The following is a 23009-nucleotide window of genomic DNA, read 5'->3' as shown; positions in this document are numbered from 1 at the left end:
TTTAATTCCGGATAAGATGAAGCAAGAAACAAACAGGAGGTTATCACCATGGGAGCAGAACGAAAATTGGAAACGTTTCCTTCAAACGAGCAAAAGCCATCTTTTTTTCAAAAATTAAATAGTATTACTGTAGGACCAGTTCCACTGCCGCTTTATGTGGTGCTGGCTACTGTGATTTATGCAGCGTCTGTATACAATCAGCTGCCGCCGGACATGATTGGCGGGTTTGCCGTTATTATGATTATGGGTATGCTGATGGGCGATCTTGGAATGAAAATTCCCATTTTAAAAGACATTGGCGGTCCAGCCATTTTAGCACTTCTTGTTCCATCTATTTTAGTTTTCTTTGATTTAATTAACCCTAGCGCAACAGAAGCTGTTACAACGCTTATGAAAACATCGAACTTTTTATATTTATATATTTCGGTGCTTGTTGCCGGAAGTATTCTTGGGATGAACCGCAAAGTATTGATCCAAGGGTTTACACGCATGTTTATCCCGCTTGTATTAGGGACGCTGGCATCTGTTGTGGCAGGCTGCCTTGTCGGCATGCTGTTTGGCTACAGCATTAAGCATACGTTCTTTTACATTGTTGTGCCAATTATTGGCGGTGGTATTGGCGAAGGTATTCTGCCGTTGTCGCTTGCTTACGCGCAAATTTCTGGCGGTGCAGCTGAATCATTTGTTTCTCAAATGATCCCTGCAGCAGTAATCGGAAATATCGTCGCCGTTGTATGTGCCGGTCTTATGATGCGTCTTGGAGAGAAAAAACCTGAATTAACAGGAAACGGTGTCCTTGTTAAATCAAAAGAAGGGGACCAGATCTCCTCAGAAACAACGATTAACAAACCAGTTGATTTCTCGTTAATGGGTGCGGGACTGTTAATTGCCTGCAGTTTCTTTATCTTCGGAAGCTTTGCCCACTTGTTCCTTGGTATTCCGGGACCTGTATTGATGATTGTCGGGGCAACGTTAGTAAAAATCTTTCAGGTTATGCCGGCACGAATGGAACAAGGCGCTTATCACTTGTACAAATTCGTTTCAACAAGCTTAACATGGCCTTTAATGGTCGGTCTTGGCATGCTGTACATTCCGCTTGAGGATGTAGTGAAAATTGTAACACCGGCTTACGTGATCGTATGTGCAGCCGTTGTCATTTCAATGGTTGCGACAGGCTACTTTGTCGGAAAGTTCATGAAAATGCATCCAATTGATGCAGCAATCGTAACAGGCTGCCACAGCGGTCTTGGCGGAACGGGTGACGTCGCGATTCTCTCAGCTTCAAATCGTATGTCACTGATGCCGTTCGCGCAGGTAGCAACACGCTTAGGCGGCGCCTCTACGGTTATTTTAGCGACATTGCTAATGAAAATGTTTGGTTAAGAAAAGAAAAACGCTTGTCTCAATCGAGACAAGCGTTTTTTACTTTTTCCTTCTGTTTTGGCGATCCCGGTGGGCAGCAGCTAGCTCTTCTGCATCACCTTTTAGTAAGCAAAATGAAATCATACCGGAGAAAAGGGCCGCTCCCGCTGAAATAAGCAGGCGGGTATCACGTGCAATCATCGTATAATCCTTGTTTAACATCCAGGTGGCAATGGAAAAAACAATCACCATAACAGGAACGACAAAAACAAATCGCTTCAGCATTCTGGCCGCGTCCTTTCCGCTTTTTTCTTAGTGTAGCACATTCTTTTCCAAAAAGCGGGCCGCGCTGAGCTAATGCAGAGAAGGAAAAGCCCGCCTAACATTTCGTGACACGAAGTTTTTTGTTATAATAGTGGAACAGAATAAATAGAAATTGGGTGTAAAAACGTGGAAGGAAAAAAAGAGACGGCCTTTTGGTCGATTATTTTTGCGGTTTTCTTCGGCAATTTTTTAGCTGTGATGAATACTTCTACCGTAAATGTAGCTGTCCCGGCGTTTATGAATCAATTTCATGCGGATCTGCCGGCAGCACAATGGACGGTAACAGGATTTATGCTGGCAGCCGGAGCAGTAGCGCCGGCAGCAGGCTGGTTCGGTGCGCGCTTTGGCTTTAAGCGTGTGTATTTGGCTGCGCTCATTGGCTTTTTTGTTTGTTCACTGATCAGTGTATTTGCCTGGAGTATTGAAAGCTTGATTGTGCTGCGTATTCTACAGGGGATATTCAGCGGAATGATTATGCCGTCAACGATGACACTTGTTTATAAAACGATTGAAAGAAAAAAACAGGCATACGGGATCAGCTTATGGAGTTTATCTGCCGTACTTGCTCCGGCTCTTGGCCCGGTACTGGCCGGCTTTTTTATCGATGCCGCGGGCTGGCCGGCGCTGTTTTATGTAAACCTTCCGATTGCAGCGGCAGCTATCTGGGCAGCTGCGGTATTTATTCCCGGGACTGATGCAGGAGCGAAAATGCCGTTTGATCTGCCAGGGCTCCTTCTGTCTTTTATCGGCAGTATTCTTCTTTTAACCGCTTTTGCTGAAGGGGAGTCATGGGGGTTCACGAGTGCAAAAACGCTCGGCGTTGCCGGAATCGCACTCGTTTTGCTGTTTTTATTTGTGCGGCGCGAGCTCCGTATCCAGTTTCCGCTGCTGAACTTTGAAGTGCTGACGCACCGCCGTTATGCTTACAGTCTTTTGCTTAGTGCCGTTCTGTCTATTGGGCTGTACGCAGGGGCATTTCTCGTGCCGGTTTTTCTGCAAAGCTCACTTGGATTTGGCGCCCTGGAAACAGGACTAATTATGATGCCCGGTGCGCTTGTGATGGCGCTGTTTACACCGGTAACCGGCAGGCTGTATGACAAAACAGGCCCGGCTCCTCTTATATTATCAGGCCTCGTCATTATGATTATTGGCAGTTATATGATGGGGAATTTGGATATCGAGACAACGATCGCTTATGTCATCATCTGGACATCAGTGCGCTATCTTGGAATCGCTCTTTGTAATATGCCTATCACCAATGCGGGCATGTCCGCTATCCCAGTGGAGATTGCCGGGTATGCCTCTGCACTCAACAACTGGGCACGCCAGTCGATTGCTTCTTTGTCTATCGCTTTGTTTTCAGCTCTGCTTGCTTTTCGTTCTTCGATTTATGCAGGAGAAGGAACAGAGGCTCACGCTTCTTCTGCGATAGCAGCAGGGGATGTGTTTGTATACTCGCTCGTTCCGCTTGTAGTAGCATTGCCGCTGTCGTTTTTGTTAAAAGAAAAACGCGCTTTGGCTGAGAAAAGAGGCTAGCTATTGGAACAGCTGAAAAATGAGAGAGCAGGCTTTTCATCCTTGGCAGGTTAAGGATTGTTTATTGAAGATAAAAAACGATCCGGGGCTTCCGGATCGTTTTTTTATTGGAAATATTGATAATAAACCCGCTTGCTTTCTTCAACAGAAGATACCCCTTGAATCAAAACGCGGCCGTCGCGGAAAGCCGTAACCGTATAAGGTGTTTGCTGAAAAGAAAGTAAAAAGCCATTTTGGTGCGTAATCGTGGTTGTTTGTTTAATATGATCCGCCAGCTTGGCCAGGTTTCGTTTCGTTACATCAGCTGGCCGGATTTGTACCGTGTCACGTCCGCACAAAACCGCAAACTTGGTTGTCCGCTCGTACGATAAAAACGGATAAACAGGCTTTGTGCCGCAGGAAGGACAGTCTCGTTTTTTCATACGCTGCACATCAACCGATGAAAATTGGTTTTTCCATAAATCAAAAGAAAAAATGGTCCCGCGCAGTGCCTCCGTGTTTCCTGAAAGCCATTTGAGCGCTTCCGCCGTTTGAACAGACGCAGTCATTTGCACAGCGGGCGAAATAATGCCGGCGGTGTCACAGGTGGCTCCTGTTCCCGGCATCGTATCCATCAAGCAGTGGAGGCAGGGTGTTTTGCCCGGCACGATGAGCATGGATAAGCCGCCTGATGCTACACAAGCTCCATACACCCAGGGAATGCGCTTTTTTTGGGCGACATCGTTTAAGATAAAACGCACATCAAAATTATCGGTGCCATCCACAATCAAATCGATATGGTTTCGGGCCGTGATCTGCTCTAAAAAGGCCGAGTCGGCATCCTGGGTAAGGGCGGTGATGTGAACGTCAGAATTAACTGCGGCCAGTCTTTTTCGCGCTGCTTCTGCTTTTGGCATCCGGTCTACAGCATCTTGCTCAGTGTACAAGTTCTGCCGCTGTAAATTAGAAAAATCTACGTAATCCCGGTCTACAATCGTTACCTGCCCGACACCAGCACGGACAATCATTTCTGCATTAGCCGCACCAAGAGCCCCAGCGCCAATGATCAGCACATGTTTTGTCTGCAGCGATTCCTGACCGCTTCGTCCAATGCCAGGAAACAAAACCTGTCTTGAGTACCGGTCTGTCAAAGCACGCTCATTCCTTCAAGCGGGCTTGAAGCGTTCGCATGAAGTTTTTTTGGAATCCGTCCCGCCTGGAATCCACCTCGTCCGGCAAGCACCGCATATTTCATTGCTTCGGCCATTTGAACCGGGTCCGCTGCGCCGGAAACCGCTGTGTTAAGCAGTACACCATCCGCCCCAAGCTCCATCGCTTTGGCTGCGTCTGATGGTGTGCCGATGCCCGCATCCACAATAACGGGTACATTCGCTTGCTCAATAATGTAATGAATATTGAGCGGATTGACAATTCCAAGGCCGGTGCCAATGGGGGATGCGCCCGGCATAATCGCATGGCAGCCAAGGTCTTCGAGCCGCTTGGCCAAAAGTACGTCATCTGATGTATACGGAAGAACAATAAATCCTTCTTCTAAAAGCATTTCGGATGCACGCAGGGTTTCAACAGGGTCAGGCAGCAATGTTTTGTCGCAGCCAATGACTTCCACTTTAATCATGTCGCATAAACCGGATGCTTTCGCGAGCTTGGCGATCCGTACTGCTTCTTCCGCCGTTTTGGCGCCCGCTGTATTTGGCAGAAGGGTATATTTTTTAACGTCAATTTTTTCTAAAAAGTTCGGCTGATTCGGCTCGAAAATATTCATCCGCCGCACCGCAAACGTTAAAATTTCTGTTTCAGACGCTTCAACCGCCGCTTTTTGTATATCAAAATCAGGGAATTTGCCCGTGCCGAGCAGCAGCCGGGATTCAAATGAGTAAGGTCCAATCTTTAACATGTTTATCCGCCTCCTACAAATTGTACAATTTCCACACGGTCGCCATTTGCCAGCTTTTGATCGTCCCGCGTTGTTTTATCTAAAATAGACTGATTCAATTCCACAATGGCAAGATCTTTATTTAAACCAAAGTGATCCAGCAGGTCACGTACCGTCCTTACATTTTCCGGTACATCTACTTCGCGTCCGTTTACAGTCATTTTCATACAGGTGCCGCCTCCTTTTGGGATAAAAAGCGCGCTGGAGAAAACGGCGCAAGGCGCGCCGCCGTTCTTGAACAGCCGCTCAAATATTTTTCCATTAACAGCCCGGTGGCAGGGCTCAGCAGGATGCCGTTTCGGTAATGCCCGGTGCATATGTATAAGCCGTCAATAAAAGGGTGCGCACCGATAACAGGAAGATGGTCTGCCGCTTGGGGCCGGACTCCGGACCAGGTGCGTTCGATCATGCCCGTATCTAAAACCGGGAGCAGGCGGGCTGCGCGGTTTAACAGCGAGCGAATGCCGCCGGCTGTAACAGATGGATCAAACGTATTTGGCGTGGAGGTCGCACCGATCAGCATTTCATTGTTTCTTTTTGGCACGATGTAGCAGCCATCAACTGCAAATACCGTTTTAACAGGCGCTTCTTCTGTCAGCTTCACGGAGACACATTCGCCTTTCACAGGAATAACGGGCAGAGAGAAGCCAGTGTCTGAAAGAAGAGAAGAACTCCACGCACCCGCTGCGTTAATGACACGATTCGCACACACGTCACCCAATTTTGTTTGGACGCCAAGAACTTGTCCATTTTTGATAAGCAGCTTTTGAACGGCGGTGTGCTCATAAACGTGAACGCCTGCATTGGCTGCTGAACGAAGCAATGCGAGCGCAAGCAGCGGCGCTTTAATTTGATTGTCTTTTTCTAAATAAATCGCACCGGCGGTATGGCCCGTTAACTGAGATTCTATTTTGGGAATCTCTTCAGGCTCAAGCCAGGAAACCGTCGGATCTTTTTCCGACAAAAAACGGTATTGATGGGCTAAAGCGTCCCGATCTTCTTCGGATGCGGCTACTTTCAGCAGGCCGGCTTTTCTGAGCTCGATGTCAACACCGGACTCTTCAAAAAGCTCATCCCGCAGGTCGGGGAACAAATCCCTGCTCTCAAGAGCGATTTCCATAAGCGGGTTTTCACACTCAAATTCATTTTGCGCTCCAAGCATACCGCCGGCGGCCATCGACGCTTTCCCGGCAGCGCCCGAATCAAACAGTGCAACTGAATGACCTGCTTTGGCAAGACGGTAGGCAATAGAACAGCCAATGACACCGCCGCCGATTAAAATATACTCGTATTTGTTCATATACAGTTTCACACCTTTCTGTTGAAAAAAGCCGAAATCATTGCAACACCAGAAGCACCTGCTTCCCGGACTGCTGGAATATTGCTTTGATCAATTCCGCCAATAGCAATGACCGGAATGGCAACAGACTCGGTTACTTTGCGAAGAGCGTCGAGTCCTCGTCCAGGCAGGTTTTTTTTGGAGCTTGTGGCAAATACGTGTCCAAAGTAAAGGTAATCAGCTCCGTCGGCTTCCGCTTTTTGGGCAGAAGAAACAGAATGAACGGACCGGCCGGCAAGCTTGTCAGGATGCTTCTGTTTAAAAGGTGTCAGCCGTTCATCATATTCAGAAAAGTGAACGCCTAATACCGGCAGAAAGGGTACCAGATCGGGGGATGAGTGAAGAATCAGTTTTTCGGGCGGCATTCCCCGCTCAATCAAGCCGGTCAGGCGAGTGAAAAGCTGTTGTGCAGACAATCCTTTTTCCCGGATACAAACAGCATCGATTTCGGGAAAAAGAGAAAGCAGCTTTGTTTGTATATGATCCGGCAGGCCGGCTCCATCAGTTACAGCATGAATCAGCTGCCTCACCTCCTAAAACAAAATAAAAAGCGCTGCTTTCTTCAAAAGAAAGCAGCGCTGAATACACAAAGATGAACGGTTAAAAAGGTTTTCGCCACTTTCCTACGCCAGTATGAACTGGATCAGGTTCCAGGAATCCCAAAGTCACTCACTTTGATCTCAGCCTTTTTAAAAGGCACCTCCAGTGGAAGAATATTCAGTTTTTTTTAGAATAGCACAAATGAAAACAGGTGTCACGATAAATTCGTAAACTAAAAAAGCGCTCTCTTTTTCTTGTCCTTATTTGTCGCAAAGTATGTTTCATAAAGTTTATTTCGGGGGAATAAAATAAAGGCAACAAGAAAAAAGGGGAAGAACACCATGCACACGACAGAAAATGAACAGATGATCTGGATTGAAAAGCTGATGGCTCAAGGAATTTTCAAGTATGGCGACCGTCAGCTTTATGAATTATCAACGGAAGAATTAATGCATTTAAGCGACCAAAGTGAATCAATAGATAATTAAAAACCGTTCAAGCGTTTCCGTGCGCTTGAGCGGTTTTGTTTTTCCAGATGCAATAAACACCGGGCTGCTTGTTTTCAGCATAGAAAATAAGAGGGATTGACCCAGCCAGAAGGGAAAGAATAAATCCAATGACACCACTCCAATTGAAATGTGTCCAAAACCAGCCGCCGAATGATCCAACAACGCTGGAGCCAAGATAATAAAGAAGTAAATACATAGAAGACGCCTGTGTTTTGTTAAATCCTGCATATTCTCCTACCCATGTGCTTGCGATCGAATGAGCGGCAAAAAAACCGAACGTAAAAACAGCAATGCCGATAATTTTCATGAAAAGAGAAGGAAAAAGCGTCAGTACGGCACCGGATGCCATGATGCCAATCGACCATTTCAGCAAAAGCGGAATTCCGTACTTGTCTGCTTTTTTTCCCATATAAACCGCACTGAATGTTCCTGTTAAAAAAACAACGAAAATAAATCCGATCAACGTCTGGCTAAGCGAATAGGGAGGAGTAATCAGTAAAAAACCAATATAGTTATACAGTGTAACGAAGCCGCCCATTAACAAGAAACCAAGCGAGACAACAGCCAACAAGGGGCGGTTATACAAATGAATTCGGTATGTGAAGGCCATTTCTTTGAAAGAAGGCTGCTTCTTTACGGAATGGCGCGGGTTTGGCAGTGAAGTTAAAAAGAGAACACTGGCTGACAGCGCCGTTAGTCCAATCAATAGCAAAGCGATTCGCCAGCTGAAGAAATCGGTTAAAAGCCCCGTTAAGATACGTCCCGACATTCCGCCAATGGTTGTGCCGCTAATATAAAGCCCCATAGCTGATCCAACAGCTTTCGGATTGAATTCTTCCGCTACATATGCCATTGCAATAGCCGGTACACCCGCTAAAAAAAGACCGAGCAGTGCCCGGAAAGCCAGCAGCGTCCAAAAGTTTGGACTCAAAGCTGTCAAGATCCCGATGATAGAGGCTGCAAACATCGAAACAGCCATCAGCTTTTTTTTGCCGTAGGCATCAGAAAGCGCGCCTGCTCCAATCATGGAAAGTGCCAAAACACCGGTAGACAGGGACAGAGCGAGACTGGCAGTTGAAGCAGAAACACCAAATTTCTCCGAAAACAACGGCATGAGCGGCTGTGTGGTATACAGCGTCGCAAAGGTAACGAAGCCTCCTAAAAACAAAGCAAAGCTCGCTTTTTTTTGTTCGGCGGTTCCTTTTTCAATAAATGACATGTGCATCCTTCTTTCCTCATCATCCTATATTTTTACTATACGCTTCTGAAAATGATAGTTCCAATTTATAATTAACATAGGAACAATGCGTTTTAGTTATGGAGGGATTCGATGGAATGGCATCAAATTGAAAATGCCGCAGCCGTTGCGCATACACGTAACTTTACAAGAGCAGCGAAAAAGCAGGCAATTTCCCAGCCCGCCCTCAGCCGGTCGATCATGAAATTAGAAGAAGAGCTTGGTGCACCTCTTTTTTTACGCGGAAAAAAAGAGGTTCAGCTGACGCAGGCAGGTGTCATTTTTGTTCAGAAAGCGCAGCAGGCACTTCAACTTATGAAAGAAGCAAAGGAAGACATTCAAGAAATTGTATCTCCCGATAAAGGCCATGTATCGATTGCTTTTTTGCCGACGTTTGGGCCGCATGTGCTGCCAAATTTAATTGCAGAGTACAAGCGGATCTACCCGAACGTAACTTTTCAGCTTTCTCAGGGAGCAGGAGAAGTCAATATGAAAAAAGTACAGGAAGAAGAAGCAGATTTATGCATTACCGCACCGCCTTATAAACGCCATGATATCGAGTGGACGGTTGTTCGGGAAGAGCAGTTGTATATAACCGTTCCCGCGAGTCATCCATTTGCAAAACGGCCGTATCTTTCATTTCGTGAAGCAGCGGCTGAACCTTTCGTGACCTTTAAAAAGGGGTTTGGTCTCCGATTTATGTTTGATGAGATGTGTGAAAAGCTGGGAATCGAGCCACAGATCACATTTGAAGGAGAGGAGGTCCCGACCATTGCCGGCTTTGTTGCGGCAGGGCTGGGCCTTTGTGTACTCCCAAAAAAACCGGAAATTGCTCACGAGCCGCTTGCTTTTATCGAGATCAGCGATTATTCTCTTGTTCGAAAAATAGCGATCGGCGTAAAAAAGCGTGGAGCCTTATCACCGGCTGCCCGCCAGTTTAAAACATTTGCAGAAAAATATCTGCAACAAAATCATGGCGGCCAGGTATGAAAAAGAAAAAGACGGGGTAATAAGAAGAAATAGAATGAAACCATAAATGGAGGGATTAGCTGGTGAACCACACACTCTGGGCAGGCAGTTATGCCAAAAAAGAAGAGCCGGGTATTTACAAAGTAATCGTAGATACGCAATCGGAAACGCTGACGATCACAAACCGTTTCAGTGGCGTAGAAAATCCGTCTTTCCTGGCAGAAGCAGATGGTTTTTTATATGCAGCGTCTGAATCAATGGACGGAAAAGCGGTTCTTTTTAGTATTGAGCCTGATGATCTCATTTTGAAAGCAGAAGCTGACGCAGGAGAAATGGCTCCCTGCCATATTTATGCAGAAGATACATACGCATGGACAGCGAATTACGGGGGATCTGTAACGAAATACGAACGCAACGGTGATACCCTTCAAAAAACCGCTTTGTCAAAACATGAAGGAAGCGGTCCAAACGAAGAAAGACAGGATGCGCCGCACGTTCATTCAGTTACACCTTTTCCAGACGGGCGTCACTTGCTTGTCTGCGATCTTGGAACAGATACGCTTGTGGTTTATGACAAACATAAACTGGAGATTATAAAAGAAGTTAAAGCGGCACCCGGAGCAGGACCGCGCATGGCTTTTTTTCATCCAGAGCAGCCCGTCGTTTATGTGATGAATGAGCTGGATTCTACGGTTTCTGTTTATAAAGTCGGAGATGGGGGCACCATTACGCATCTCGATACACTTGCCGGGCTTCCGGCCGGTTACAATGGCGAACATACAGGAGCGGATGTGCAAATAAGCTCCGACCGCCGATTTTTATATGGAGCCATCCGGGGCTGGGATGGGCTGGCGGTTTTTGACATCGGCCCAGACGGCACCTTATCTGAACCGCGTCATGTAAAAGTGGATGGAAAAACGCCCCGCAGTTTTTATGCATTGCCGGATGAGCCTTTTCTAGTGGTGGCTTTCCAAGATTCGGATGAAATCTGCTTGTTTAAAATTCAGCCAAATGGCCTGCCTGTGTTGACAGAGGGAAGAGCCGCTGTCACAAAGCCAGTTTGTGTTATTAAGAGAGGAGAGAGGTAAGATGAATACGTCCTTATCAGGTAAAACAGCACTTATCACAGGAGCAGGATCAGGAATTGGCAGAGCGGCCGTGATCAAAATGGCGGAAGCTGGCGCGAATGTTATCCTGCTCGACCGCAGCCCAGAAGATTCAGACAAGCTTGTTCGTGAAATCGGCGAAGATCGCGCCTTTCACGTAACAGCTGATGTATCAAAAGCGGATCAGATGGAAAAAGCCATTCTGGAAGGCGCAGAAAGATTTGGCGGAATCGATATTGTTTTTGCCAATGCAGGGCAAAATGGCACTTTTACGCCGCTTGAGCATTTAGAGCCGGACGATTGGAATTCCGTGATGATGACCAATTTAACCGGCACCTTTTTAACATTGAAATATACCATTCCTTATTTGAAACAGCAGGGTGGCAGCATTATTATCACGTCGTCCATCAACGGGACGCGCACGTTTAAAAACTTTGGATTTTCAGCTTATGCGACTACGAAAGCAGGACAGGTGGGGCTTGGTAAAATGGCTGCCGTCGAGCTTGCGCAGTTTAAAATCCGTGTTAATATCGTCTGCCCGGGAGCCATTGATACGAACATTGACGCCAGCACAAACAAAGAAGAAGAAAAACTGAAAGAAATTACGATTCCGATTGAATACCCAGAAGGCAATCAGCCGCTTGCCGGGGGGTCCGGACAGCCGGAGCAGGTCGCAGACCTTGTTCATTATCTGGCTAGTGACGCGGCCAGTCATGTAACAGGATCTGTTGTGTATGTTGATGGGGTTGAATCGCTTCTATAAAGGACTTCAGTCATATTTTTATAAAAAAGAAAAACCGATGCAAGCTGGTTTTTCTTTTTTTATGGTCCTTTTTTCCTTATTAGGCATTTTTCTGGAACTTTTTTCTTTCTTATCCGTATATAGGGTGAGAAACGATGAAAAGGAGAGAAAAAAATGAAAAAGTGGGCTCAGCTGACCGCAGCGGGTTTTCTGACAATGGGTCTTGCAGCATGCGGCCAGACAGCGGAACCAACACCGGAAACAACGAAGGAACAAACAAGTGATATGACGCTTGGCGAAGTCTTCGATAAGTCGATGGAGGTTTCAAACGAAACGAAAAGCTTAAGTGCTAAAGTGGATATGACCCAGCAATTAGAGCAGCCGTCCCAAGATTTAAAAATGAAAACCGATTCTGTTATGGATATGAATATTACGACCGATCCGCTCGCTATTTATCAAAAAGGAACAACGAATATGAATATGGATGGCACAGAAGAGAGCCAGAAGATGGATATGGAGATGTACATGACAGAGCAGGGCTTTTTTATGAAGGATTCAGCAAGCGGACAGTGGATGAAAATGCCATCTGAAATGTATGGTCAAATTGCGCAAATGACCGAACAGCAGTCCGACCCGTCCCAGCAGCTGAAGCAGCTTGAAGCATTTAAAGATGATTTTACTTTTGAACAGACAGAGGATGCTTACGTCCTGAAGCTGTCGGCTTCCGGTGACAAATTTAATAAGCTCATCCAAGACCAAATGAAGCAGTTTGTCCCGCAGCTTGAAGGAGAGGAAGATCAGGCGGCCATTGACGAAATGATGAAAGGCATGAACATTGAAAAAGTGGACTACACAATCAATGTAGACAAAGAAACCTTTCAGACTACAGCGGTTGATATGATCATGGATATGACAATGGAAATAGAAGGAGAGTCAATGAAAGTTAATCAAGTGATGAACGCGGACTACAGCAACTACAACAAAGTAAAAGCGATCACTGTGCCGGAAGATATTGTGAAAAACGCACAGGAAATACCGATGTAAAAGAAATCCCGCCCTCAAAGGCGGGTTTTTCTTTTGGAGAAAAGGGGAAAATGAGTGAAAAAAGAAAGAAGCGATCGTATGAGAATTCCTGAAGAGCTTGCTGAGCTCGGCAAAAAAAGAATCGAGCCGTATCCGGTCGAAGGATTTGTCTACGGAAGCGGGCCGGAGCACCCAAAGCTTATGCTTGTTGGAGAAGCACCCGGTGAAACCGAAATTGGAAACGGTATTCCGTTCAGCGGCCGGGCAGGAAAAGAGTTAATGAAATTTTTAGCGATGGCAGGGGTTGGCCGGGAAGAGGTGTATATTACAAGTGCCGTACGGAGCCGCCCGTACAAATGGGGTGAAAAAAGGGGACCGGAAGGTGCGGCCGTGAAAAGAAAATACAACCGCGCCCCGACCAGCCGTGAAATTCTTGCGCACGCACCGCTGCTTGATTATGAGATTGAGCATGTAAAGGCGCCGATTATTGTCACACTGGGCAATATCGGCTTAAAACGGCTGGTCGGAAACGACAAAAAAGTATCCGATCTTCATGGTGAACTGCTCGTACAGCCAGTACTGCAGCTAAAGGAAGAACAGTTTGAATGGACAGAAAAGCACTATCGGATTTTTCCCACTTTTCATCCAGCGTCCATCTTTTATAATCGCCGCCTGCTTGAGCTTATTCATGAAGACATGGAAAAGCTTCGCCTGCTACGCCGGGATTTTTCGATGTACGATTAAGCCAATTAACACAAACAGCATCAATGATGAAAGAGCTGCCCGGCTGGCAATGTCACCATGGTCAGCGAGCAAGAGTGTGATTGTGCCATACATAAGCGGGCCAACAATAGCGGACAGCTTGCCGGAAAAAGCAAACAGCCCAAAAAACTGACCTCGCTTGTTTTCAGGAGAAAGCTCGATAATCAGCACGCGGGACGTGACCCAAACTGCGCCGAGTGCCACGCCGAATAAGCTGCCTGTTATCCAAAACATCAGCTGATTGATGGCAAAGGTCCCGAGCAAAAGAGCGGCGAACAAAATGATTCCGACATAAAAAACAGCTTGTCTTGCACCGGCTGACCGCGTAACATAGCCGAAGATAAATGAACCGATGATGCTCGAAATGGTTGAAACAAGGTAAAGTAAAATAAATTCGCCCGATGAAAAACCGACAATGGCTTTTGCATACACGGCCATCATGGCGATGGCAGTGGCAATGGCGTCATTGAGGAAGAAGTAAACGATCATAAACAAAAAGATTGGGCGGTATCTTTTCATATCTTTAAATGTTTCCCACACATCCCGGTAACCGGCGAAAAAAGGCCGTTTTGCCTGCGCAGGGCGCGGCGTTTCTTTGTAAAACAGAACAAGCGGCAGAGTGAAAAGTAAAAACAAGCCCGCAGTCGGTAAAAAAGCATCCGCATACGTACCGCCGCTGGCGAGCGGATAAACAGCCAGGCCGACAAGTGTACCCATATAACCGATGGCCACTCCGAACCCTGACAGAAGCGGCATCGTTTCTTTTGTACTGATGTCAGGCAGCATCGCATCATAAAAAATTAAGCTGGACTGGTAGAAAAACTTGGCCGCCACAAACAATACAACAACCACCATAAAAGCTGCCGGCAGCCCGTGCCAGTTTCCAAAGTTCTGTGGGGCGGCCAGCCCCATAAGAGCAGTGGACAAAATGGCAGCAAAAGCAAAAAACATGACGCAGCGCTTTTTACGTCCGCTTTGGTCAATCCATACACCGAATAAAGGAGAGAAAACAACGAGGAAAAAACTTGAAACAGCATTGGCATAAGACAAGAAGGTACTGGCAATCTGATCAAGCCGTTCGCTTCCGCCCGCGATTTCCTGTACATAAAAAGGGAAGAAAATCGTTGTAATATTCGATGAAAAAATCGTGTTAGCGAAATCATACAAAGCCCAGGAAAGAATGGGCATGGTAAAAAACCATTTCCAGCCCCCTTTGTTTCGCATAGAAACACCTCCATAGTAATATAATTCCAATCTGCATTCTTTCATTCCTGCTCTTTACAATAATTTAACGTTTAAACCAATTAATCTTATAGGTTTTTAAAATCATTTCCGCTATACTGTAATTAAAGCGGGACACTTTTTTCGTTTTACGTTAAAATGAAACGGAATACTCTACATAAAGCGAGGGAAAACAATTGGGAAAAACATTTATTTTTGGCCACAAAAACCCGGATACGGATTCAATCTGCTCAGCAATCGTTTATGCTGATTTGAAAACGAAGCTTGGCTTTGACGTGGAAGCGGTTCGCCTTGGTGATATCAACGATGAAACGGCTTTTGCGTTAAAAACATTTAATGCGGAAGCGCCGCGTTTAATTGAAAAAGCGTCACCAGAAGTAGACTCTGTTATTTTAGTGGACCACAATGAGCGTCAGCAAAGTGTAGATGACATTGATGACGTACATGTTCTTGAAGTTATCGACCACCACCGGATTGCTAACTTTGAAACAACAGATCCACTTTACTACCGTGCGGAGCCAGTTGGCTGCACCACGACTATCCTAAACAAGCTTTACAAAGAGCATGGTGTGGAAATCGAAAAAGAGATTGCCGGCTTGATGCTGTCAGCGATCATTTCTGATTCTCTTTTGTTTAAATCACCAACATGCACAGAGCAGGACGTAAAAGCTGCGCAGGAACTGGCCCAAATTGCTGGGATAGATGCGAATGAATACGGCCTTAATATGCTGAAAGCGGGCGCAGATTTAAGCGGCAAAACAGCAGAAGAGCTTATCGGTATCGATGCGAAAGTATTCCCGATGGGCAGCAAAAAAGTAGAAATCGCACAAATTAACGCTATTGATCCGGCTGATGTGTTAGCGCTGAAAGCGGAGCTTGAGCAAGCGGTAACAGATGCGATTGTAGAAAAAACACTTGATCTATTCCTTGTAGTCATTACGGATATCTTAAACAGCGACTCTGTAGCTATCGCGATTGGTGCAGAAACTTCAGCTGTGGAAGAGGCGTTCAATGTAAAACTTGACGACAACCAGGCGCTTCTAAAAGGCGTTGTATCCCGTAAAAAACAAATCGTTCCTGTATTAACGGAAATTCTTCAGAATCGTTAAAATGAAAAAAGCCGCCTCTTCTGAGTGAAGAGACGGTTTTTTTAATTCATAACCCATTTATCTTTTAAAAATAACAGGCGGCCAATTGTAATGAATGCCGCGATGACGAGAAGGTTAGTGCCAACCATCAGTGCTAAATGCTCGTAGTTAACGACTCCTGCTATTAATTCCTTTAAAATACTAAACAAGTTTAAGATAGGAATGGCAAAATGTTTCAAAGTTAATTCGTTGACGCCGAGGTTCGTAACAAACATCGTTGGAAAAACAGACAGCATCATAACAGGCGCGCTGTAGCTTTGAGATTCTTTAACCGTTTTAGCGACGATGCTTGTCAGCATCAAGAGAGCACCATTAAACATGGAGTACACAGCGGTTACAAGAAGAGCAAAACCGATAATCTGAGGAAATTGATTGCCAAAATGGATAGCTTCCCGCAGGTTTTCAGTTAAAAAAGCCACTTCAAGTGAGACAACCAACAGTGTGACCAAACCGATGACGATGCCAAGCGTGGAGATGACAAGCCACTTTGCTATAAGCATCGTCATCCGATTTACCGGCGTCATCAAAAGTGCCTCCATCGTTTTACGCTCTTTTTCTCCGGCAAACAAATCAGCGGCGGCCGGTCCGGCACCAACGCCAATGGCCAGGGCTAAAATAAGAGGGATCAGCAGTGACAGCATCATCATTGCGCCGCCTTCGGATGAAATTTCTTTTTGTTCTACCGTAAAGGGCTGTATAAGTGACTGATCAATGCCTTGTGACTGGAGCCGTTCTGCGATAATAGTGTTTTCAAAAGCAGACAGGGCAGTAGAGGCTGCACTCATCACATAAGCTGAATTTTCACTAAATGAGTTGCCGATAATGGAAATGGAAGCAGGCACACCCTTTTGAATGTTTGCTATAAACGGTCCATCCGTTAACAATGCCGCCTGGGCTTCGCCATCTGCAACAGCCTGCTCAGGATCAGCCGCTGCATGAATGTCGATATTAGGTGTTTTTAAAAACAGCTGCTCCGCTTCTGAATAAAAGGATTGTTCAACAGCTAATGTATAGGTTGTATCTTCATCATTTGAAAGCATGCTGTCATAAAAAAGCGTCAGGCCTGTCATCATCACAATCGGCAAAAATACCGTTAGAAGCAATGTGCGCCGATCCCGAAAACAGTCCTTTAATTCTTTTAAATAAATATTAAGAAGCATAAGAATTTCCTCCCCGAACAAGTTTGGACATGAAAATATAGTTTAAATCCCGGCTGCCTTCAAGTGCATACAGCATCTCTAGATCTTCATGGCAGACGAGCTCCCCTTTATGCATCATGGCAACAGAATCACACAGCATGGATACTTCCTCCATAATATGACTTGAGAAAACGATCGTTTTGCCGTCACGTTTCAGCTGATGAACAAGCTGTCGAAATACATTCGATGAGGTAATATCAAGCCCGGTGGTTGGTTCATCAAATAAGATAATTTCCGGGTTATGAATTAAGGTGCGGGCAATGGCGACTTTTTGGCGCATCCCTTTAGAAAACCCGTTCACTTTCCGGTCAAGGTAATCCCGCATGCCAAATTTTAATGCCAGATCATCAATACGCACCTTTGTTTCGTGCTTGCTCAAGCCATATAAAGAAGCAAAATACACTAAATTCTCCCGTGCCGTAAGCCGGTCATACAAGCCGGTTTCACCGCCAAACAGGACACCGATTCGTTTTTTGATTTCATCTGGCGTGCGGACCGTATCAAAGCCGGCCACTTCGATTGACCCCTCCGTCGGTGTTAAAAGCGTGGCGATAGAGCGAAGTAATGTTGTTTTTCCTGCCCCGTTTTCGCCAAGCAGACCGACCACCTCTCCCTGTTTAACTGTAAATGATACATGCTTTAAAGCCGTTACGGATTTTTTCTTGTCCTGGAATTTTTTCGTCACTTTATGAATGTTAATCATACTGAGTTTCCTCCGCTCTGTTTGATTTCTTGCTTTTAGCATATAAAAAACAGAAGGTGAAATCTTCCTTTCTGTCGCGAATTGTCCGTTTCCTGTCGTGAAAAGAACCAATAGATGGCAAAAAAGTGATAAACTAAAACCAATATAACGTAGCGGAGGAGCACAATGAAAGTTGGATTAGTAGATGACCGTGCGATTGATTTGGACAAGCTCGAGGCCATTGTGTCTGCAGTTGCAGGAGTAGAAGTTATATTTGCGACGCAGTCCGCGGAGGAAGCATACGGCCATATCAAAAAACAAACGATTGATGTGCTGATTGCCGATATTGAAATGCCGAATTTATCGGGCTATGAACTTGCAGACATTATTCATTCGCATGCGCTCGACATTGCCGTTATCTTTGTAACAGGAACAAGTGGCTATGCGGTTCATGCATTCGAGCTGAATGTGCATGATTACATTATGAAGCCTTATACAAAAGAGCGGCTCAGCCAGTCAATCGAGCGGCTAATTGAAAAGTCAAAGTCATCGGAAATGACAGGCCGGCTTTACATAAAACAAAAAAATGATATTCATATTGTTCAAAAAAAAGATATCGTACTTATTGAGCGATCCGGGCGCTCAACGACCATTCATACAAAATCAGGTCCAATTAAAACATATATGACGTTAAATGAATTGGAAGGAGAGCTGCGCGAACGGGATTTTCTCCGGTCACACCGTTCATTTATCATTAACATTCATTACGTGAAAAATTTTTCCTTGTATGCGAAAAACTCATATACCGTTACCTTTGAAGGATTAAATGAAAAAGCCATTATTACAAAAGAGAAAGTGGAATTTCTGCAAAAGAATTACTTTTAATAGGGAGGGATAAAATGTCTTTTTTGTTTTTTATACTCTTCACATTCACCGGAGTGGCAAGTGTTTACTGGCGCAGGAGAACGATGAATTACCGGCGCCAGGTCATGCAGCTTGAACAGGAACGGGAAAAAATGAATAAAACGTTTTTAAAGGTGCGAAGTGAACGGCATGATTTTTTAAAGCATATTGCGGCTCTTCAATATATGTTTGACCAAAGTCAGCATGATGAAGCAAAAAAGTATATGGATGAACTGATTGGCGGCTATGAGGAAACGAATTTGTCTATTAAAGGAGAGTCGGGGGCAGTAGCCGGGATTTTGCATGACATGTACCGGCGTGCTAAGCAGGCAGGAGTGGAGGTTGTATATGACTTGGATGTTCCGCTTTCTTCTTTACCGCTGCCTGATCAAGAGATTGTCCGGCTGGCTGGCAATTTAGTGGCTAACAGCATTGAAGCGAGTGACGAGTGGCAGAAAAAAAGGGGGCGCCATGGCAGTGTTGTGTTGCAGCTTTCTAAAAGAAGCGGCTTATTTTTGCTTTCCTGCCAAAATAATTGTCTGCCGATTCCAAATGAAGTGGTAGACCATTTGTTTACGAAATCCGGTATTTCTACAAAAGGGGAAGAGCATGCCGGCCTTGGCACAAAAATCATCCGCGAGGCTGTCCGGGCAGCATGCGGCTATCTCGATTTTATTCATAAAGAGGAGACTTTTACGGTTAAAATTAAAATCCCGGCCATTGTCACAAAAGAAATGCATTCAAAAAAAGAAGCATGAGAAAGAAGGAGTGAAGGCTGCCGGCACACTTGTATGAAAACATCGTTTATTAATGAGAAAAGGGTCTCTTGTCAAGAGATGCTTTTTTTGCTTTTGGGAACTTGCTATAATAGAAAGAATAAATATAGGAATAAAGGGGTGAGCGGATGGAACAGCTGCAAGCAGCACCACAAGAACCGAATCGTCAAAGGCAGCATCAAAAAGCAGGGCCGAGGCGCTTATTGAAACGGACATTATTTATTTTTATCGGCGCTATATTAATGGCTATTGGCATTGAAATTTTCCTGGTACCCAACTCGATTATGGATGGTGGCATTGTAGGGATTTCGATTATTTTATCTAGTATCACTGGTGTCAAGATAGGTCTTTTTTTATTTTTACTGAATATTCCGTTCTTTTTCCTCGGCTATAAACAAATCGGCAAAACCTTTGCGCTTTCAACGATTTTTGGGATTACCGTGTTAGCGATATTCTCCACGTTCCTGCATCCGGTAGCCGCTTTTACAAGCGATATTCTGTTGGCTTCTGTGTTTGGCGGCATTGCGCTTGGGGCGGGAGTAGGAACAGTCATCCGGTATGGGGGCTCTCTCGACGGCACGGAAATTTTAGCGATTTTGATCAACAAGAAGCTGCCATTTTCAGTTGGTGAAATTGTCATGTTTTTTAACGTATTTATTTTCTTATGGGGCGGCTTCGTATTCGGCTGGGATCGGGCTATGTATTCTGTGCTCGCGTACTTTGTAGCTTTTAAAACAATTGACGTAGTAATTCAAGGGCTGGATGAGTCGAAATCAGCCTGGATTATCTCTGATCAGTACAAAGAAATCGGTGAAGCGATTATCGCTCGCCTTGGCCGCGGTGTTACGTATTTAGATGGAGAAGGTGCTTATACTGGCGAAGACAAAAAAGTCATTTTCTGTGTCATTACCAGGCTTGAAGAGGCGAAATTAAAATCCATTGTAGAAGATTTGGATGAAGGAGCATTTCTTGCAGTGGCAGATATTGCGGAAGTGCGAGGCGGACGCTTTAAGAAAAAAGATATTCACTAAGCCAAAGGCTTCGGTCAATGCCGAGGCTTTTTTTATGGAAAAAAATCGTACTATTATCTTGAATTCTAAATATATATAGTTTGTATTAAAGTTACAAAGTTACTTTTATGAACTAATGGGGGTATGCAAAATGGCAGTATTAACATTTGACCAGGTACACAGCGGGATTGCGTTTCAAGTAAAACATATGATGGTATCGAAAACAAAAGGTGAATTTACAAGCTTTAATGTGCAATTTGACGGTGATATCAATCAATTAGAAGCTGCAAAATGGGCTGTATCGATTGATACGGCATCGATTGATACAAATAACGAAGATCGGGACAACCACCTTCGTTCAGGTGATTTCTTTAATGCGGAACAGCATCCGAAAATCACATTTATCAGCGATACGATCCAAAAGGTATCCGAAAATGAATACGAGGTAACTGGCCAGCTCACATTAAAAGGTATTACAAATACAGAGACATTTACCGTTGAATACAACGGAACATCAAAAAGCCCACTGGATGGCAGCACAATTGCCGGTTTTGATGCAGAAGGCAAAATAAACCGAGAAGCATACGGTTTAACATGGAATGCTCCGCTTGAAACAGGTGGCGTTCTTGTAGGAAAAGACGTAAAATTCAGTGCGAATTTTGAATTTGTCGTTGGTGAGTAAAAAGAAAAAGCAAGCCCTTCAAGCAAGGGCTTGCTTTCAGTGTGTAGACAAAATCTTTCGCTTTTAAAAAAGAGCCGATAAGTGGTATTGCAGATCAATAACAAGGGCTGAATAGACATTTTCTCTTTTTTAAACAGAAAAATACGACCTTATTAGCTATCGTAAGCCACTTGGCGGCGGGAGGGGGGCGCAGACTCCTATGGGCTCAGCGCCTGCCCTATGGAAAGCGGAGCTGCCTGGACTGCCTGGACGCCGCCGATCCATCCTATTCATGTGCACGGTCATCCATATAATTTGTCTACAATCTGAAGGCATACCCCTCAAACAGGGGTATGCTTTTTCTTTAGCAGTCAGCACCGCTATTACAATTTAGGACTGTTTTCTGAATGTGAAAAAACATATTCATGCATAAGCAGGACTGAACGAAATAGTTGCGGATAAATGATGTTAGACACCGGCCTAGAACACCAAACATATGGAAGCCTGGGATAGATAATCCCAAATCGAAATGGACCGCTTATTGTCATGAATTATTTTTAACCGTTAAAATGCCCTGCTGGTGAATAATTGAACTCTTTCTTGAGTAAAAATAGTTTGTCGTGAAAGAGGCCTCCAAAAAAGTGAAACCTTTAGCGAGAGAATAGCGTATGCATTCATATACTTTGTTATAAAAGGAGCTGGTATATCGTGTTTGGAAAAGTAGCAGCAGATGTATTAGGATTGAGTGATGTCGGAGCGGTGATTAAGCCTGCAGATTATGACAAGGTCGATGCAGACGATTACATTATGCATGAAGACGATGAGAAAATTTATTTTCTGATCAAATCAAAAGCAGATGAATATTGCTTTACCAATCTTGGGCTTGTTCACGTAGATGGAGCGAACGCAGTCAGCAAAAAGCGCCTGCTTCGCCGGTATAACTATGTGGCAAACCGTGTTTCAAGTGTGTACCTCGAAACAGCAGGTACTGTCGATCTGGATGTGGAAATCAAGTTTACGCTTGGAACCCAGACGTATTCGATTGATGTGCATAAAAAGCACCTGGAAGAGCTAAAGGATTTATACAAAGCGCTATTGAAAATTGCTGAAATGCAGCAGGAAAACGAAGTAAATTTTGGCTATGCGCAGCAAAGCTTAGAAATGTCCGCCAATTCTATTAAAAACATTACAAAAACACAAATTGATTTGGCTGCCGAGTTTGAAAAAGTGAATGCATACGCTTTTGACTGGCTGAAAAAATCGAGTGATACGTACCGGGTAAAAGACTTCGGTGCCGTATTTGAAAAATATATCAACAATTAAAAAATACCCCGCCGGTTACCGGCGGGGTATTTTTTAATACAGGCTGTTGACAAACGCCCGCTTTCGGCGTCACTTGCCGTCTGTGAATGCTCATGACCCCCAAAAAGGTCACTCCGCTTCCCAGCCGGCAGCGTTCCTGGAAGAGCAGACGTTTTCAATCAGCCTGCTTTCTTACTTTGTCTATACTCTCTTTAATATTCTACAGTCACATTTTGCAGGTCAGCTTCTTCACACGGAAGAATGGTATAGCCGAGCTCTTTCACTTTCTCTTTCATGCTGGCAGAGCAATCTGGCCCGAGCACAAGAAACGTCCGGTCACGCTGTACGTTTTTGCGAAAAGACGACAGCATACCAAACAGGGCAGATGCTTTTTCTTCCGACAGGGACTGAGTAAAAGAGGAAGTGGACTCTATTACGGGAACAATCCATAATTCACATGCGTTTTCCGTTTGAAGAAGCTGTTCAAATACATCTGCTTTTTCAAGCGGTGTGCGCATCGTATCGTCCCGAAGCTCATACACTTCTTTATTGTCTAACGAAGCCTCCGCGAACGGGCGGCTGTTTTTTTTATCAAAAATTTTAATATCCAGCTTGGATGGTTCAAGATGCTTTTCCATTTAAGTCTCTCCTCTTAACAGGTAACTGTTTCTTTTCAACATTATTTACCCGTTTTTCGTCAGGAT

25 protein-coding genes and 1 riboswitch are annotated in these 23009 nt (G+C 44.9%); of the genes, 14 read left to right on the top strand and 11 right to left on the bottom strand.

Translation table 11 applies throughout. From position 1 onward, the window contains the following. The first annotated feature begins 48 nt into the window (after positions 1-48). A complete protein-coding gene (locus tag RRU94_RS23625; protein ID WP_315693276.1) occupies positions 49-1383 on the top strand; it encodes a 2-hydroxycarboxylate transporter family protein in 1335 nt (444 codons plus the stop codon). Positions 1384-1422: 39 nt separating this feature from the next. Here RRU94_RS23625 and RRU94_RS23620 read toward each other — a convergent pair whose 3' ends face one another. Beyond that, positions 1423-1647, bottom strand: coding sequence for a hypothetical protein (locus RRU94_RS23620; protein ID WP_315693275.1), 225 nt, complete (start codon positions 1645-1647; stop codon positions 1423-1425). A 165-nt stretch (positions 1648-1812) separates the two neighbouring features. Between RRU94_RS23620 and RRU94_RS23615 the strand changes: the two genes are divergently transcribed. Beyond that, on the top strand, positions 1813-3222 hold the full coding sequence (locus RRU94_RS23615) for a DHA2 family efflux MFS transporter permease subunit (RefSeq protein WP_315693274.1): 1410 nt from the start codon (positions 1813-1815) through the stop codon (positions 3220-3222). Positions 3223-3326: 104 nt separating this feature from the next. Here the strand turns inward: RRU94_RS23615 and RRU94_RS23610 are convergent, their stop codons facing one another. Genes RRU94_RS23610 through RRU94_RS23590 form a run of 5 tightly spaced genes read right to left on the bottom strand, consistent with a single transcriptional unit; the run spans position 3327 to position 7024 of the window. Beyond that, positions 3327-4352: a ThiF family adenylyltransferase gene (locus RRU94_RS23610; protein ID WP_315693273.1), complete on the bottom strand. Its 1026-nt coding sequence runs from the start codon at positions 4350-4352 to the stop codon at positions 3327-3329. Continuing rightward, positions 4349-5116: a thiazole synthase gene (locus RRU94_RS23605; RefSeq protein ID WP_242235336.1), complete on the bottom strand. Its 768-nt coding sequence runs from the start codon at positions 5114-5116 to the stop codon at positions 4349-4351. Before RRU94_RS23605 ends, RRU94_RS23610 begins: the two co-directional genes overlap by 4 nt. A gap of 2 nt (positions 5117-5118) precedes the next feature. Then, positions 5119-5322 (bottom strand): sulfur carrier protein ThiS, encoded by a 204-nt coding sequence (thiS, locus tag RRU94_RS23600; protein ID WP_251273264.1) that lies wholly within the window; start codon positions 5320-5322, stop codon positions 5119-5121. Beyond that, complete coding sequence (thiO, locus tag RRU94_RS23595) at positions 5319-6455, bottom strand: glycine oxidase ThiO (protein ID WP_315693272.1); 1137 nt, start codon at positions 6453-6455, stop codon at positions 5319-5321. Before thiO ends, thiS begins: the two co-directional genes overlap by 4 nt. Before the next feature lie 8 nt (positions 6456-6463). Further along, on the bottom strand, positions 6464-7024 hold the full coding sequence (locus RRU94_RS23590; RefSeq protein ID WP_315693271.1) for a thiamine phosphate synthase: 561 nt from the start codon (positions 7022-7024) through the stop codon (positions 6464-6466). Between the two features lie 73 nt (positions 7025-7097). After that, positions 7098-7208: riboswitch (TPP riboswitch) on the bottom strand. Positions 7209-7375: 167 nt separating this feature from the next. Here RRU94_RS23590 and RRU94_RS23585 point away from each other — a divergent pair. Beyond that, positions 7376-7522, top strand: coding sequence for a Fur-regulated basic protein FbpA (locus RRU94_RS23585; RefSeq protein WP_315693270.1), 147 nt, complete (start codon positions 7376-7378; stop codon positions 7520-7522). Between the two features lie 7 nt (positions 7523-7529). On the opposite strand, the gene RRU94_RS23580 is transcribed toward RRU94_RS23585, so the two are convergent. Next, entirely contained in the window at positions 7530-8762 is a 1233-nt protein-coding gene (locus RRU94_RS23580; protein WP_315693269.1) for an MFS transporter, read from the bottom strand. A 111-nt stretch (positions 8763-8873) separates the two neighbouring features. Here RRU94_RS23580 and RRU94_RS23575 point away from each other — a divergent pair, with 111 nt between their 5' ends. From RRU94_RS23575 to RRU94_RS23555, 5 genes are all read left to right on the top strand, one after another. After that, positions 8874-9770: a LysR family transcriptional regulator gene (locus RRU94_RS23575; protein ID WP_315693268.1), complete on the top strand. Its 897-nt coding sequence runs from the start codon at positions 8874-8876 to the stop codon at positions 9768-9770. 62 nt (positions 9771-9832) lie between these two features. Continuing rightward, positions 9833-10837 carry a lactonase family protein gene (locus tag RRU94_RS23570; protein ID WP_315693266.1) on the top strand — a complete coding sequence of 335 codons (1005 nt, stop codon included), beginning with the start codon at positions 9833-9835 and terminating at the stop codon, positions 10835-10837. Position 10838: 1 nt separating this feature from the next. Further along, the gene (locus RRU94_RS23565; RefSeq protein ID WP_315693265.1) at positions 10839-11618 is read left to right on the top strand and encodes an SDR family oxidoreductase; all 780 of its coding nucleotides are present in this window, start codon (positions 10839-10841) and stop codon (positions 11616-11618) included. A 153-nt stretch (positions 11619-11771) separates the two neighbouring features. After that, complete coding sequence (locus RRU94_RS23560; protein WP_315693264.1) at positions 11772-12641, top strand: DUF6612 family protein; 870 nt, start codon at positions 11772-11774, stop codon at positions 12639-12641. Between the two features lie 78 nt (positions 12642-12719). Then, complete coding sequence (locus tag RRU94_RS23555; RefSeq protein WP_315696115.1) at positions 12720-13364, top strand: uracil-DNA glycosylase; 645 nt, start codon at positions 12720-12722, stop codon at positions 13362-13364. Here the strand turns inward: RRU94_RS23555 and RRU94_RS23550 are convergent. Beyond that, positions 13335-14606, bottom strand: coding sequence for an MFS transporter (locus RRU94_RS23550; protein ID WP_315693262.1), 1272 nt, complete (start codon positions 14604-14606; stop codon positions 13335-13337). The two genes, RRU94_RS23555 and RRU94_RS23550, sit on opposite strands and share 30 nt — an antisense overlap. A 194-nt stretch (positions 14607-14800) precedes the next feature. Here RRU94_RS23550 and RRU94_RS23545 point away from each other — a divergent pair, with 194 nt between their 5' ends. Further along, the gene (locus RRU94_RS23545; RefSeq protein WP_251273274.1) at positions 14801-15733 is read left to right on the top strand and encodes a manganese-dependent inorganic pyrophosphatase; all 933 of its coding nucleotides are present in this window, start codon (positions 14801-14803) and stop codon (positions 15731-15733) included. Between the two features lie 41 nt (positions 15734-15774). On the opposite strand, the gene RRU94_RS23540 is transcribed toward RRU94_RS23545, so the two are convergent. Both RRU94_RS23540 and RRU94_RS23535 read right to left on the bottom strand, forming a co-directional pair. Continuing rightward, a complete protein-coding gene (locus RRU94_RS23540) occupies positions 15775-16932 on the bottom strand; it encodes an ABC transporter permease (protein WP_315693261.1) in 1158 nt (385 codons plus the stop codon). After that, on the bottom strand, positions 16922-17674 hold the full coding sequence (locus tag RRU94_RS23535; protein WP_315693260.1) for an ATP-binding cassette domain-containing protein: 753 nt from the start codon (positions 17672-17674) through the stop codon (positions 16922-16924). The genes RRU94_RS23540 and RRU94_RS23535 overlap by 11 nt, the downstream gene beginning before the upstream one ends. A gap of 165 nt (positions 17675-17839) precedes the next feature. Between RRU94_RS23535 and RRU94_RS23530 the strand changes: the two genes are divergently transcribed. The 5 genes from RRU94_RS23530 (at position 17840) to RRU94_RS23510 (ending at position 22326) form a co-directional block, all read left to right on the top strand. Further along, complete coding sequence (locus RRU94_RS23530) at positions 17840-18538, top strand: LytR/AlgR family response regulator transcription factor (RefSeq protein WP_315693258.1); 699 nt, start codon at positions 17840-17842, stop codon at positions 18536-18538. 14 nt (positions 18539-18552) lie between these two features. Further along, positions 18553-19314: a sensor histidine kinase gene (locus tag RRU94_RS23525; protein ID WP_315693257.1), complete on the top strand. Its 762-nt coding sequence runs from the start codon at positions 18553-18555 to the stop codon at positions 19312-19314. A gap of 146 nt (positions 19315-19460) precedes the next feature. Then, positions 19461-20363, top strand: coding sequence for a YitT family protein (locus RRU94_RS23520; protein WP_315693256.1), 903 nt, complete (start codon positions 19461-19463; stop codon positions 20361-20363). A gap of 130 nt (positions 20364-20493) precedes the next feature. Continuing rightward, the gene (locus RRU94_RS23515; RefSeq protein ID WP_315693255.1) at positions 20494-21024 is read left to right on the top strand and encodes a YceI family protein; all 531 of its coding nucleotides are present in this window, start codon (positions 20494-20496) and stop codon (positions 21022-21024) included. Positions 21025-21711: 687 nt separating this feature from the next. Further along, positions 21712-22326, top strand: a complete 615-nt coding sequence (locus RRU94_RS23510) for a PH domain-containing protein (RefSeq protein WP_315693253.1) — start codon at positions 21712-21714, stop codon at positions 22324-22326. Positions 22327-22517: 191 nt separating this feature from the next. Here RRU94_RS23510 and RRU94_RS23505 read toward each other — a convergent pair whose 3' ends face one another. Then, positions 22518-22943, bottom strand: coding sequence for a hypothetical protein (locus RRU94_RS23505; protein WP_242235305.1), 426 nt, complete (start codon positions 22941-22943; stop codon positions 22518-22520). Positions 22944-23009: the final 66 nt, after the last annotated feature.

The organism is Domibacillus sp. DTU_2020_1001157_1_SI_ALB_TIR_016, from assembly GCF_032341995.1.
GTDB classification, from domain to species: Bacteria; Bacillota; Bacilli; order Bacillales; family Domibacillaceae; genus Domibacillus; species Domibacillus indicus_A.
This window is presented reverse-complemented; position numbering and strand designations above follow the sequence as displayed.